We start from the raw sequence: 13424 nt of genomic DNA, 5'->3' as shown, positions 1-13424 counted from the left end.
CCCGGATCATCGGACCGTCTCCGGCGTCGGCAGGGGCTCGCCGCGGAGCAGGACCGCCACCGGTCGCAGCAGCGCGGCCAGATCGGCGAGCGGGTCACCGTCGACGGCGAGCAGGTCGGCGTCGTAGCCGGTCGCGATCCGGCCCTTGCGATGGCCCAGCCCGCAGACCTGCGCGGCCACCTGCGTGCCGGCGCGCAGGGCGGCGGCGGTGCTCATGCCCAGGCCGGCCAGCTCGGCCAGCCCGTGCGGGAGCACCCCGTGCGGCTTCGGCGGCGCGATGCCCGCATCCGTGCCCGCCACGACGACGGCCCCCTTGTCGACGAGGCGGGCGTGCGCGGCGAGCAGGTGCGGGAGGAGCGCCGCGAGCTGCGGCGGGGGGACGAAGTCGCGGGCGCACGGCGCGAGACCGACCGTGGAGCCGATCGCGATCCGCCGCGCCACGATCGCCTCGACCAGCGCGTCCGGCACGACCACGCCCTCCGGGCCCAGGAACGAGCAGTGCTCGATCCCGTCCACCCCGGCAGCCACGGCGTCGCGCACCGCCGCCAGCGCGTGGGCGTGCGCGGTGACCGGCAGCCCGTGGCGGTGCGCCTCGTCGACGACGACCGCCAGCTCGCCCGCGGAGAACTGCGGCGCGTGGAAGTCGGAGCCCGCGGTCATCATGCCGCCGCTGGCCATCACCTTGATGACGTCGACGCCGCGCTCGACGTGCGCCCGCACCGCGGCCCGGATGCCGGCCGGGACCACCTCGCCGCCCAGGAAGTGGCAGTGCCCCCCGACGGAGGTGAGCGGCGGCCCGGCCGCGACGATGGTGGGCAGCGGCCCGGCACCCGACCCGCGCAGGCCCAGGACCGAGAAGTCCCGGTCGCCGAGGTCGCGCACGGTCGTGACGCCCGCACGCAGCTGCGCGGCCGCCGCCTCGGCCATCGCGGCCGTCAGCGCGTCCCCGTCCCGCTGGGCCAGCGACCCGATCGGGTCCGGGCCGCCGTCGAACGCCAGGTGCACGTGGGTGTCGACGAGGCCGGGCAGCAGCGTCGCGCCGCCCAGGTCGAGCACCTCCCAGCCCGGAGGCGCCGCGCCGTGCCCCACGTCGACGATCCGGCCGTCCTCGACCAGGACCAACGGGTCGGGGCTGCTGTCCGCGCCGTCGAAGAGGCGCGCGGCGCGGACCGCGATGCGTCGGCTCATCCGCCCGGTCGTAGGAGCACCGGCGGCGGACGGTGCGGGCCGCACGTCTGTGCGGGCCGGCATCCCCTCGATGTGTCGCATGCCGCAGTTCTACGAGCGCGGCGGGTCGGAGCCATCGTGGAAAACACGTAGCCGCGCCACGTAGCCGCCGGTACGCGCCCGGCCCGGGGCGCCGGTAGGGTCGCTCGCCGTGCGCCTGGTCATTGCCCGCTGCCAGGTCGACTACGTCGGCCGCCTCACCGCCCACCTGCCGATGGCGCCGCGGCTGCTGCTGGTCAAGGCCGACGGTTCGGTGAGCGTGCATGCCGACGACCGCGCCTACAAGCCGCTGAACTGGATGAGCCCGCCGTGCTGGCTGTCCGAGGAGCCGGGCGTGTGGACGGTGCGCAACAAGGCCGACGAGTCGCTCGTCATCACCATCGACGAGGTGCTGCACGATTCCACCCACGAGCTCGGCGTCGATCCCGGGCTGGTCAAGGACGGGGTGGAGGCTCACCTGCAGGAGCTGCTCGCGGCGCACCCCACCACGCTGGGCGAGGACTTCACGCTGGTGCGCCGGGAGTACATGACGGCGATCGGCCCGGTCGACCTGCTGTGCCGCGATCCCGCGGGCCGCCACGTCGCCGTCGAGGTCAAGCGGCGCGGCGAGATCGACGGCGTCGAACAGCTGACCCGTTACCTGGAGCTGATGAACCGCGACCCGCTGCTCGCACCCGTCACCGGCGTGTACGCGGCGCAGCAGATCAAGCCGCAGGCCCGCACGCTGGCGCAGGACCGCGGCATCCGCTGCGTGGTGGTGGACTACGACGCCCTGCGCGGCACGGAGTCGACGGACCTGCGCCTGTTCTGAACCGGCGCGGCCCGGGCGGGCCGACCGCGGCCTGTGCGGACCTCCACCCGCGTCCTACTCTCAGGTAATGACGGCCACGCAGACGCCCGCGCAGAGCACGTTCGAGTCCCTCGACCCGCGGACGGGGGAGGTCGTCGGCACCCACCCGGATCACACCGCGGCCGACGTCGGCGCCGCGGTGGCCCGGGCGGCCGACGCGGCGCAGTGGTGGGCCGACCAGGGCTTCGACGGTCGCCATCGGTTGCTGGGGGAGTGGCGCCGCGCGCTGGTACGCGGCCTCGACGACCTCGCCGGGGTCGTCGCCGCGGAGACGGGCAAGCCGCTCGACGACGCCCGGCTGGAACTGGTGCTGGCCGTCGACCACCTCGACTGGGCGGCCAAGCACGCCGCGAAGGTGCTCGGGACGCGCTCGGTCCCGTCGGGGCTGCTGATGGCCAACCAGGCGGCCACGCTCACCTACGCCCCGCTCGGTGTCGTCGGCGTCATCGGGCCGTGGAACTACCCGGTGTTCACCCCGATGGGTTCCATCGCCTACGCGCTGGCGGCGGGCAACGCCGTGATCTTCAAGCCGAGCGAGCTGACGCCGGGGGTCGGCGTCGCGCTGGCCGACTCGTTCGCCGAGATCGTGGCGGGGCGGCCGGTGTTCCAGGTGGTCACCGGGCACGCGGAGACCGGCGTAGCCCTGTGCCGGGCGGGGGTGGCCAAGATCGCGTTCACCGGGTCGACGGCCACCGGCAAGCGGGTGATGGCGACCTGCGCGGAGACGTTGACGCCGGTGCTGATCGAGTGCGGCGGCAAGGACCCGCTGATCGTCGACGTCGACGCCGACCTGGACGCCGCAGCCGACGCCGCGGTCTGGGGCGGGATGTCCAACGCCGGGCAGACCTGCGTCGGGGTGGAGCGCGTGTACGTCGTGGATACGGTGGCCGATGCGTTCACCGCGAAGGTCGTCGCGAAGGCCCGGGCGCTGGAGCCGGGGCGCGAGTTCGGCCCGATGACGATGGAATCGCAGGCCGCCGTCGTGCAGGGGCAGATCGACGACGCGCTCGCGAAGGGCGCCCGGGCGCTCGTCGGCGGTGCCGGCAGCGCGGACCGGCGACTCGTCGAGCCCGTCGTGCTCACCGACGTGCCCGAGGACTCCACCGCCGTCACCGAGGAGACGTTCGGGCCGCTGCTCGTCGTCAACCGGGTACCGGACGTCGACGAGGCGGTGCGCCGCGCCAACGCCACGGGCTACGGCCTCGGCGCCACGGTGTTCTCGAAGGCCCGAGGCACCGAGATCGCGGCGCGGCTGCGGTGCGGGATGGTGTCGGTGAACAGCGTGATCTCCTTCGCCGGGATCCCGGCGCTGCCCTTCGGCGGGGTCGGCGACTCCGGGTTCGGGCGGATCCACGGCGAGGACGGGCTGCGCGAGTTCACCCGGCCGCAGGCGGTGGCGCGCCAGCGGTTCGCGCTGCCGATCGCGATCACCAGCTTCACCCGCCCCGCCGCCGTCATGAAGGTGCTCGTCGGGCTGATGCGGGTGCTGCACGGGAGGTAGCTCACACGCCCCGGGCCCGCGGAGATGGGAGGATGCGCGGCAAGCATCCCCCAACGGCGGAGGTCGTGACATTGAAGGACGGCAGCGTGGCACGCGAGTTCCGGACGGTCGGTGTGGTCGGCCTGGGGACCATGGGGGCGGGCATCGTCGAGGTGTTCGCCCGCAACGGGCTGCAGGTCATCGCGGCTGAGGTGGACGCCGACGCCGTCGCGCGTGGCCGCTCGCACCTCGAGACCTCCCTCTCGCGTGCCGTCGGGCGCGGGAAGCTGACCCAGGACGACGCCGACGCGCTGCTCGGCCGCGTCACCACCACCACGTCGCTGTCCGACATGGCCGACGCCGACCTGGTCATCGAGGCGGTCCCGGAGAGCCTGGACCTCAAGGCGAAGGTGTTCGCCGAGCTGGACTCGGTCTGCCGGCCCGACGCGGTGCTCGCATCGAACACCTCGTCGCTGTCGGTCACCGAGCTGGCGGTGCGCACCGGCCGCCCCGGCAAGGTCGTCGGCCTGCACTTCTTCAACCCGGCGCCGGTGCAGAAGCTCGTCGAGGTCGTGCGGACGGTCGTCACCGAGCAGGACGTGGCCGACGACGTCAAGGCGTTCGCGGCCACCCTGGACAAGGTGCCTGTCGTCATCGGCGACCGCGCCGGCTTCATCGCCAACGCGCTGCTGTTCGGCTACCTCAACCACGCCGCGGCGATGTACGAGCAGCGCTACGCCAGCCGCGAGGATCTCGACGCCGCCATGCGATTCGGCTGCGGCTACCCGATGGGTCCGCTCGCGCTGCTCGACCTGATCGGGCTCGACACGAGCTACGAGATCCTCGACACGATGTACAAGCAGTCCCGCAACCAGACCCACGCCCCCGCCCCGGTGCTCAAGCAGATGATCACTGCCGGGCTGCTGGGCCGGAAGTCGGGCCGCGGCTTCTACACCTACGCCAAGGCGCACAGCTCCGAGGTCGTGCCCGACGCGCTGACGCCCAGCGGCACCGTGCCCGACGACGTCACCGTCCGCGACATCTCCCGCGTCGGCGTCGTCGGCACCGGCACCATGGCCAGCGGGATCGTCCAGGTGCTCGCCGCCGCCGGGCTCGACGTGATCGTGCGCGGGCGCAGCGACTCGAAGGTCGAGGCGTCCATCGGCGGGATCAGGAAGTCGCTGGACAAGGCCGTCGTGCGCGGCAAGGTCACCGAGTCCGACCGGGACGCGACGCTCGCGCGGATCACCGGCACCACCCGGCTGGAGGACTTCGCCGACGTCGACCTCGTCGTCGAGGCCATCGCCGAGGAGCTCGACGTCAAGCGCGCGGTGTTCGCCGCGCTCGACGAGATCTGCAAGCCCGGCGCGATCCTCGCCACCACCACGTCCTCGCTGCCCGTCGTCGAGTGCGCGGCGGTCACGTCGCGGCCCCAGGACGTCGTCGGCATGCACTTCTTCAACCCGGCCCCGGCGATGAAGCTGGTGGAGGTGGTCTCGACGATCACCACGGCCCCGGACGTGGCGGCCTCGGTGCTGGCGCTGTGCGAGCGGATCGGGAAGGTGCCGGTGAGCTGCGGCGACCGGGCCGGGTTCATCGTCAACGCGCTGCTGTTCCCGTACCTCAACGACGCGGTGAAGATGCTGGAGGCGCACTACGCCACCGCCGACGACATCGACGCGGCCATGAAGACCGGCTGCGCGCTGCCGATGGGGCCCTTCGAGCTGCTCGACGTGGTCGGTCTCGACGTGTCGCTGGCGATCGAGCGCTCGCTCTACCTGGAGTTCCGCGAGGCCGGGTTCGCGCCCGCGCCGCTGCTGGAGCACCTCGTGACCGCCGGGCGCCTGGGGCGCAAGACCGGGCACGGGTTCCGGGACTACGCCGCGCGCTGACCATGGCACGCAGGCACCGGCCGCAGCGGGCGGAGCACGTCCCGCTGCGGTCGGCGTCGTTCACGCGTACGGAGAGCTGGCCCGACGGCGAATGGGTGGTGCGCAGCGTGCCCGGGGCGTCCTCGGACCGCTTCTACCGGTGCCCCGGTTGTGACCACGAGATCCCTGCGCGCACGCCGCACGTGGTCGTCTGGCCGGCGGGGGAGTACGGCTCGGTGGACGAGCGGCGGCACTGGCACGCGCCGTGCTGGGCCGCCCGCGCCCGGCGGGGGCCCGGCCGCAGGCGTTAGCGCCGACCGGCGGTGGCGCGGGTGCGCTGGCGGGGAGTGGGCCGGGCCCGGTCGACGGCGACCGGCTCGGAATCGGTGAGGGTGTCGGGGTTCAGCCGCACCGTCGCGGGTTCGGCGCCGGCCGGGTGACCGTTGACGGCGGCGCCGGGCTCGCCCGGGACCGGCTCCAGCGAGCCGATGACGCGGCCCAGCGCGTTGCGCGCGGCGTCGAGCTGCTCGGCGACCCGCCCGCGGACGTTCCCCAGCTCGGCGACCCGGTGCTCGGCGTCGGCGATCATGCGCCGGGCCCGGTCCTCGGCCTCGGTGACCTGCTCGCTCGTCCGGGCGGCGGTCTCCTCACGCATCTGCTCGATCTCGCGGCGGGTGGCGTCGCGCTCGGCGTGCAGCTCCCGGAGGGCCTCGCTGCGGCGCTGGTCCATCGCGATCGCGAAGTCCTCCTCCACGACCGCGCGCTCCTGCTCGGACCGCCGCAACCGCTCGGTGATCTCCCGCTCCAGCTCCGCCCGCTGTCCCTCGAGCAGGGCCTCGACGGTGGCGCGCTCGTCGGCGAGGCAGCGCTCGGCCTCGGCGCGACGCTCGGCGAGCTCCCGGTCCAACTCCGCGCGGTCGGCGGCGAGCTTGCGCTCCATCGTGATGCGGTCCTGGCCGATCTGCGCACGTTCCCGCACGGTGCGCTCGGCGAGCTCGGTGGCCTCCAGCTGGGCCGGTCCGAGGAATGCGGCCGCCTCTTCCTGCGCCGCGGCGACGATCTGCGCGGCCTCCTGCTCGGCCTCCTGGCGACGCTGCGCGGCTTCGGTCTCCGCGCGCCCGAGCATCTCCGCGACCTCGTCCTCGGCCAGGCGCAGCATCGAGCGCATGCGCTCGCTCATGCCCTGCACGCTCTGCGGCGGCCCGGCGAGCGTGCGGACCTGTGCCCGCAGCTTCTCCGCGCGCTCCCGCGCGTCGTCGAGCTCGCGGGCGAGCTGCGCGGCCTGGTCGACGGCGGCGTTGCGGTCGGCGGTCAGGATCGCGATCTCGGCATCGATCCGGCGGAGGTGCGAGTCGACCTGACCCTGGTCGTATCCCCTGCGCGCGACGTCGAATCCGGCGTCGGGCAGGGACTCAGCGGGGACCGGCATGCCACTCACCGTACCGGGCGGGCCGGTGACGGCTGCCACCACGCGTCGTGGCAGCCGTCACCGGGTCGGGTATCAGATGCCCCGGAACCGGTTGATCGCGTCGAGGTGCTTCGCCCGCTTGTCGGGGTCGGTCACGCCCAGCCCCTCCTCGGGGGCCAGCGCCAGGACCCCGACCTTGCCCTGGTGGCTGTTGGTGTGCACGTCCAGCGCGGCCTGCCCGGTGTCGGCCAGGGGGTAGACCTTGGACAGCGTGGGGTGGATGAGGCCCTTGTCGATGAGCCGGTTGGCCTCGAACGACTCGCGGTAGTTCGCGAAGTGCGAGCCGATGATCCGCTTGAGGTTCATCCACAGGTAGCGGTTGTCGTAGCTGTGCTCGTAGCCCGAGGTGGACGCGCAGGTCACGATGGTGCCGCCCTTGCGGGCGACGTAGACGCTCGCGCCGAAGGTCTCGCGGCCGGGGTGCTCGAAGACGATGTCGGGGTCCTCGCCGCCGGTGAGCTCGCGGATCTTCGCGCCGAGGCGCTTCCACTCCTTGGGGTCCTGGTTCTGCTCGTCGCGCCAGAACCGGTAGCCCTCCGCCGACCGGTCGATGATCAGCTCGGCGCCCATCCTGCGGCACACCTCCGCCTTCTCCGGGGAGGACACCACGCAGACCGGGGTGGCACCGCCGTTGAGCGCGAACTGGGTGGCGTAGGAACCGAGCCCGCCCGACGCGCCCCAGATCAGGACGGTGTCGCCCTGCTTCATGTTGGCCCCGTTGCGGGAGACGAGCTGGCGGTAGGCGGTCGAGTTGACCAGCCCGGGCGCGGCCGCCTCCTCCCACGTGAGGTGCGCGGGCTTGGGCATGAGCTGGTTGGACTTGACCAGGGCCAGCTCGGCGAGCCCGCCGAAGTTGGTCTCGAAGCCCCAGATCCGCTGCTCGGGATCCATCATCGAGTCGCCGTGCCCGTCGGGACTCTCCATCTCCACCGACAGGCAGTGCGCGACGACCCGGTCGCCCGGCTTCCACGCGTTGACACCCGGCCCCGTCTTGAGCACCACGCCGGCCAGGTCCGAGCCGACCACGTGGTAGGGCAGGTCGTGACGGGCCGTCAGTGGGGACACGCGGCCGTAGCGCTTGAGGAAGCCGAACGTCGACACCGGCTCGAAGATCGACGTCCACACGGTGTTGTAGTTGATCGCGCTGGCCATCACGGCCACGATCGCCTCCCCCGGACCCAGCTCGGGCGTGGGGACCTCGTCGAGGTGCAGGCTCTTGCGCGGGTCCTTCTCCTTCGACGGGATCCCGGCGAAGATCTCCGTCTCGTCGGCGTGCACGGTGACGCCCCGGTAGTGGTCGGGGACGTCGAGCGAGCCGACGGCGTCGAAGCGACCGGCGAGAATGGCGTCGCGGATCTCCTGCACGGCTGGGCCTCCGATGGCGAGTGCTTGGTATCCCGAAAGTTACTGCGCGGTATGGTACCCGTACCGACGGTGTCGCGCCCCGTCCAGGTGGTCAGTACCACCCGGTTCAGTGCGAGGCGGCCGGTTCGACCAGCTCCACGAGCACGCCGCCCGCGTCCTTGGGGTGCAGGAAGTTGATCCGCGACTCGGCGGTGCCGCGGCGGGGCTCGTCGTAGAGCAGGCGCACCCCCTGGGCCCGCAGCGCGGCGCTCGTGGCCTCGATGTCGACGACGCGGTAGGCCATCTGCTGGATGCCGGGACCGTTGCGGTCCAGGAACTTCCCGATCGGGGAGTCCGGCCGCAGCGGGGCGAGCAGCTGGATGGCCGCACCGCCGTCGTCGCCAGGGGCACTGAGCATGGCCTCGCGGACACCCTGCTCCTCGTTGGTCTCCTCGTGCGTGGACACCAGACCGAGCGCGGCGCCGTACCAGGCGATCGCCTCGTCGAGGTCGGCGACGGCGATGCCGACGTGGTCCACACCGATGATCCTGTGTTCTCCCATGGCCGGAGAATCTAGCCGGGCACGGGCGGCCCGCGGAGGGTGAGGCGTGCCCCGATGGTGTCCTGACGTGCGGTTGTGCGCGGTGTCACCCCGACCGGGTGGACCGTCGGCGGGTATGTTCGGCCAGACCCTCTTCCCACCGCCGCTGGAGGCACTCGATGTCCGGATCCGTCATCGTCGCTGGAGCTCGCACGCCGATGGGACGGTTGCTCGGCCAGCTCAAGGACTTCACCGGCGCCCAGCTCGGGGGCATCGCGATCAAGGCCGCACTGGAGCGCGCCGGCGTCGGCCCCGAGCAGGTGCAGTACGTGATCATGGGCCAGGTCCTCACCGCGGGCGCGGGACAGATCCCGGCGCGGCAGGCCGCATCGGCGGCCGGCATCGGCATGGAGGTGCCCGCGCTCACCATCAACAAGGTATGTCTGTCCGGGCTCAACGCCATCGCGCTCGCCGACCAGCTCATCCGTGCGGGCGAGTGCGACATCATCGTGGCCGGTGGCCAGGAGTCCATGACGCAGGCCCCGCACCTGCTGGCCAAGTCGCGCGCCGGCTTCAAGTACGGCGACGTCACGATGCTCGACCACATGGCCCACGACGGCCTCTACGACTCCTACGACCAGGTCTCCATGGGCGCGTCGACGGAGAAGCACAACTCCCGCTACGAGATCAGCCGCGCCGACCAGGACGAGTTCGCGGCGCAGTCGCACCAGCGGGCCGGGCGGGCGGTCCAGAGCGGGCTGTTCGGTGACGAGATCACCCCGGTGCAGGTGCCCCAGCGCAAGGGCGACCCCCTGGTCGTCGACGCCGACGAGGGCATCCGACCGGAGACCACCGCCGAGGGCCTGGGCACGCTGCGCCCCGCGTTCTCCGCCGACGGCACGATCACCGCGGGCTCGTCCTCCCCGATCTCCGACGGCGCCACGGCCGTCGTCGTGATGAGCCGGGCCAAGGCCGACGAGCTGGGCCTGAGCTGGCTCGCCGAGATCGGCGCCCAGGGCATGGTGGCCGGTCCGGACGACTCCAGCCTGCACGAGCAGCCCGCCAACGCCATCGTCGCGGCCTGCCGCAAGGAGGGCATCGAGCCCACCGACCTGGACGTCATCGAGATCAACGAGGCGTTCGCGGCGGTCGGTGTCGTGTCCACCCGCAAGCTGGGCGTCGACCCGGAGAAGGTCAACCCGAACGGCGGCGCCATCGCGCTCGGTCACCCGATCGGGGCGTCCGGTGCCCGGCTCGCGCTGCACCTCGCGCTGGAGCTCAAGCGCCGCGGCGGCGGTGTCGGCGCCGCGGCGCTGTGCGGCGGCGGTGGCCAGGGCGACGCGCTGATCCTGCGCGTCCCCGCCTGATCCGCGACGTGCCCCCGGTCGACGTCCCCGATCTCGTCGAGCGGGCCCGCCGCGGGGAGCACCGCGCGGTGGCCCGGTTGATCTCGCTGGTCGAGAACGGCGGTTCCGAGCTGCCGGCGGTGACGGCTGCGCTGGCGCCGCACACCGGGCACGCGCATGTCGTCGGGCTGACCGGGCCCCCCGGCGTCGGCAAGTCGACCTCCACGTCCGTGCTGGTCACGGCCCTGCGGGCGCAGGGCCGCCGCGTCGGGGTGCTGGCGGTCGACCCGTCGTCCCCGTTCTCGGGCGGGGCCCTGCTCGGCGACCGGGTGCGGATGGGGCAGCACGCCACCGACGACGGCGTGTTCATCCGGTCCATGGCCACCCGGGGCAGGCTCGGCGGGCTGGCCCGGGCCACCCCGCAGGCCCTGCGCGTGCTCGACGCCGCGGGCTGCGACGTGGTGCTGGTCGAGACCGTCGGTGTGGGCCAGTCCGAGGTGGAGGTGGTGGCCCTGGCTGACACCACCGTCGTCCTGCTCGCGCCGGGCATGGGCGACGGGGTCCAGGCGGCGAAGGCCGGCATCCTCGAGGTGGCCGACGTGTTCGTCGTCAACAAGGCCGATCGCGATGGCGCCGCACAGACCGCACGGGACCTCAAGCACATGATGTCGCTGGGCGACGCGGGTTCCTGGACCCCTCCGGTGGTGTCGACGGTGGCCGCCCGCGGGGAGGGCGTCGAGGAGCTGGTGGCCGCCCTCGACGCGCACCGCGCGCATCTCGACGCGAGCGGGGAGCGCGAACGGCGCCGGATCGCCCGCGCGGAGTCGGAGATCGAGGCCATCGCGCTGGAGCGGGTGCGGGCGCGCCTCGCCGACGTCCGGGGCGCCACCGGCCTGGTGTCGCTCGCGAAGCGGGTGGTGGCGGGCGAGCTGGACCCCTACGCCGCGGCCGAGGAGCTTGCACGCGGCGCGGGCTGAGCCCGGCGCCGTGGGGCCGAGCGTGCTTCGCGCGCCGATTGTCGATGTGCGCGCCGCCGGCGCCGCGCGAGACCCGGTTCTGCGCGCGAGACCCGGTCGCGGAACGTCCGTCGCCCGCGTGGGGGTGGCCGTCTCGCGGACGATCGGGCCCGCACGCGGTGGGGGTCACCGGCCCAGGATGCCCCCCACCTGCCGCGGGAACCCGCTGGATGCCAGGCGGGCGGCGATGCGCTGCGAGCCGATCCGCTCGGCCAACCGGCGTGCCGCTCCGGCGTGCTCGGCGGCCTCGTCGCTCCGGCCCACGGTGGCGAGGCTGACCGCGAGGTCGGCGTGCAGGGCCGCGCGGTGTCGCGCGGCGCGGGGCGCGGCGGCGAGCGCGCTCTCCAGCGGCGGCACGGCGGCCGGGTCGTGCAGCGCGGCCAGGGCGTGGCCGTGCCAGCGGTGCAGGTCGGCCAGCTCGATCCGTGCCTCGGCCCAGCCGAGGTCGGGTGGGCGCAGTTCGGGTGGCGGCTGGTCGGCCCGGGGCTGACCGGGAGGGCGCGGGTCCGGCGAGGGCCGGTCGGGGGGGTGGGGTGGGTCGGGCGCACCCCGGTCGGGTTGTTGCCGGTCGGGCCGGCCCCGGTCGGCCCGGCCCGGATCGGGCCGGGTACCGGCGAGCCCGCCGGTCGCCAGGGCGCGCGCGGCGCGGTCGAACTCTCGTTGCGCGCCGGCGGCGTCGCCTGCCGCGGCGTACGCCGCGCCGCGGGCGGCCGCCAGCCGTACCCGGGCCGCGGGCGGGCCGTCGGATGCGGCGTGCTCGAGCAGCCCGACGGCCTCGGCGGCCTCTCCGATCTCCCGCAGCACCTCGGCCTGGCCGGCGAGGGCTCGGACGAGTGCCCCGGGCGATCCCGCCTCCTGCGCGGCCGCGCGGGCCGCGCCGTACTGCTGCCACGCCTCTTCGGGGTCTCCCTGGTCGAGGGCCTGCCGGCCGGCGAGCGCGGCCGCTCCGGTCAGCACACCGGCGACGGTGGCCCGAGCGTCCGAGGACAGGGTGTGCTCCAGCGTGCGCTGCAGTAGACCGACCTGGACGCGGACCAGCTCCCCGGCTCCCGTGGCACCCAGCTCGTCGTCGAGCCGCTGCGCGAGGGTGAGTTGTTCGGTCCACAGGGCCACCACCTGGTTGTCGACGGCGGCCGCGGCGGCGAGCCGGGCTCGCACCCGTTCGGTCGCGGTGGACGCGTGCTCGGGCTCCGGAAGCAACCCGAGCTGCTCGGGCGTGCGGCCGTAGAGCTCGGCGAGCAGGACCCGGTACTCCGGCTCGGGAACGGCGTGACCGTTCTCCCAGCGCGACAGCTGGGTCTTGAGGCTCGCCGCGGTGGCCTCCGGACCGTCGCGTGCGCGCGCGAGCGCACGCAGCTCCCGAGCGGCGGCCGTCTGGGACCACGCGCGCTCGGTGCGGGCCGTCCGCAGGGCCGCGCGCTCGGGTCGTCGGTTCACGGCGCCAGAGTGTCGGACCCCCGTCGTACTGTCAACGCTGTTGACGCAACCAGTCGTCAACACACTCGGGGAAGGGATCGGTCGTGGATCTGACGACGTGCTCGGTGTGCGTGGTGGCGGGATCGGCAGGGGGCGCCGTCACCGGCTTCTACGCGGGGAGGCGGCGGCGCCGTCGGCGCTCGGCGCGCGCGTCGCGCCGGTCGCGCACCATGCAGGTGTGGCCGGGCCGACCGAAGGACGAACCCGACGGGGACGGGCCACCCCGGTCCGAGGGGTCGTCGTGAGCGCCCCTCCCGGGCGCGCGGCTCAGGTGAAGTCGCCCGCGGCCCGGCGCACCTGGCCGAGCAGCGTGGTGAGCTGGGTCTCCTCATCGGGGCTCAGCCCGGCGAGACCGAAGTCGATCGCCATCACCGACGCGGTCGCCTGCTCGCGCAGCGCCGACCCGGTCGGGGTGATCTCCACCAGCGTCGCCCGCCGGTCGGTGGGGTGCGGCACGCGCCGGGCCAGCCCGTCGGCCTGCAGGCGGTCCACGATGTTGGTCACGCTCGTCGGGTGCAGCTGCAGCCGCTCGCCCATCACCCGCATGGGCAGCCGGCCGCTGCGGGCGAAGGTGAGCAGGACCAGTGCCTCGTACCGGGCGAAGGTCAACCCGTGCGGGCGCAGCGCGCCGTCCACGGCCGAGAGCAGGATCTGCTGCACGCGCATCACGCTGGTCACGGCGGCCATCGTGCGTGCCGGGCCGATCCGCTCGTCCCACAGTTCCGCGGCCCGCATGATCGGATCGAACGGCAGCGGATCGCGGGAGGCCATGACGGGCGACGCTAGCAGTGTGCGGTCCCGCGGC

12 protein-coding genes are annotated in these 13424 nt (G+C 73.9%); 6 read left to right on the top strand and 6 right to left on the bottom strand.

Annotated elements, in window-relative coordinates:
- Positions 1–6 precede the first annotated feature (6 nt).
- The gene (locus Q1K26_RS04600) at positions 7–1188 is read right to left on the bottom strand and encodes an amidohydrolase family protein (RefSeq protein WP_300007900.1); all 1182 of its coding nucleotides are present in this window, start codon (positions 1186–1188) and stop codon (positions 7–9) included.
- A 190-nt stretch (positions 1189–1378) separates the two neighbouring features.
- Between Q1K26_RS04600 and nucS the strand changes: the two genes are divergently transcribed.
- From nucS to Q1K26_RS04580, 4 genes are all read left to right on the top strand, one after another.
- A complete protein-coding gene (gene nucS, locus Q1K26_RS04595; RefSeq protein WP_300007899.1) occupies positions 1379–2038 on the top strand; it encodes an endonuclease NucS in 660 nt (219 codons plus the stop codon).
- 67 nt (positions 2039–2105) lie between these two features.
- Positions 2106–3578, top strand: coding sequence for an aldehyde dehydrogenase family protein (locus tag Q1K26_RS04590; RefSeq protein ID WP_300007898.1), 1473 nt, complete (start codon positions 2106–2108; stop codon positions 3576–3578).
- Positions 3579–3664: 86 nt separating this feature from the next.
- Positions 3665–5449 carry a 3-hydroxybutyryl-CoA dehydrogenase gene (locus Q1K26_RS04585; protein ID WP_300007897.1) on the top strand — a complete coding sequence of 595 codons (1785 nt, stop codon included), beginning with the start codon at positions 3665–3667 and terminating at the stop codon, positions 5447–5449.
- A gap of 2 nt (positions 5450–5451) precedes the next feature.
- Positions 5452–5739: a hypothetical protein gene (locus Q1K26_RS04580; protein ID WP_300007895.1), complete on the top strand. Its 288-nt coding sequence runs from the start codon at positions 5452–5454 to the stop codon at positions 5737–5739.
- Here Q1K26_RS04580 and Q1K26_RS04575 read toward each other — a convergent pair.
- The 3 genes from Q1K26_RS04575 to mce all read right to left on the bottom strand — a co-directional run bounded on the left by Q1K26_RS04575 (position 5736) and on the right by mce (position 8802).
- Positions 5736–6857 (bottom strand): hypothetical protein, encoded by a 1122-nt coding sequence (locus tag Q1K26_RS04575; protein ID WP_300007894.1) that lies wholly within the window; start codon positions 6855–6857, stop codon positions 5736–5738. The genes Q1K26_RS04580 and Q1K26_RS04575 overlap by 4 nt on opposite strands.
- A 72-nt stretch (positions 6858–6929) precedes the next feature.
- On the bottom strand, positions 6930–8261 hold the full coding sequence (gene ccrA / locus Q1K26_RS04570) for a crotonyl-CoA carboxylase/reductase (protein WP_300007893.1): 1332 nt from the start codon (positions 8259–8261) through the stop codon (positions 6930–6932).
- A 106-nt stretch (positions 8262–8367) separates the two neighbouring features.
- Positions 8368–8802, bottom strand: coding sequence for a methylmalonyl-CoA epimerase (mce, locus tag Q1K26_RS04565; protein WP_300007892.1), 435 nt, complete (start codon positions 8800–8802; stop codon positions 8368–8370).
- 158 nt (positions 8803–8960) lie between these two features.
- Here mce and Q1K26_RS04560 point away from each other — a divergent pair, with 158 nt between their 5' ends.
- Positions 8961–10148, top strand: a complete 1188-nt coding sequence (locus Q1K26_RS04560) for an acetyl-CoA C-acetyltransferase (protein WP_300007891.1) — start codon at positions 8961–8963, stop codon at positions 10146–10148.
- A gap of 8 nt (positions 10149–10156) precedes the next feature.
- On the top strand, positions 10157–11104 hold the full coding sequence (gene meaB / locus Q1K26_RS04555) for a methylmalonyl Co-A mutase-associated GTPase MeaB (RefSeq protein WP_300007890.1): 948 nt from the start codon (positions 10157–10159) through the stop codon (positions 11102–11104).
- A gap of 165 nt (positions 11105–11269) precedes the next feature.
- Here the strand turns inward: meaB and Q1K26_RS04550 are convergent, their stop codons facing one another.
- Complete coding sequence (locus tag Q1K26_RS04550; RefSeq protein ID WP_300007889.1) at positions 11270–12580, bottom strand: hypothetical protein; 1311 nt, start codon at positions 12578–12580, stop codon at positions 11270–11272.
- 306 nt (positions 12581–12886) lie between these two features.
- A complete protein-coding gene (locus Q1K26_RS04545) occupies positions 12887–13390 on the bottom strand; it encodes a MarR family transcriptional regulator (protein WP_300007888.1) in 504 nt (167 codons plus the stop codon).
- Positions 13391–13424: the final 34 nt, after the last annotated feature.

This window comes from Pseudonocardia sp. (assembly GCF_029263155.1).
Lineage (GTDB): Bacteria > Actinomycetota > Actinomycetes > Mycobacteriales > Pseudonocardiaceae > Pseudonocardia.
The sequence above is the reverse complement of the archived record's forward strand: the minus strand, read 5'-3'. Positions and strand labels throughout refer to the sequence as shown.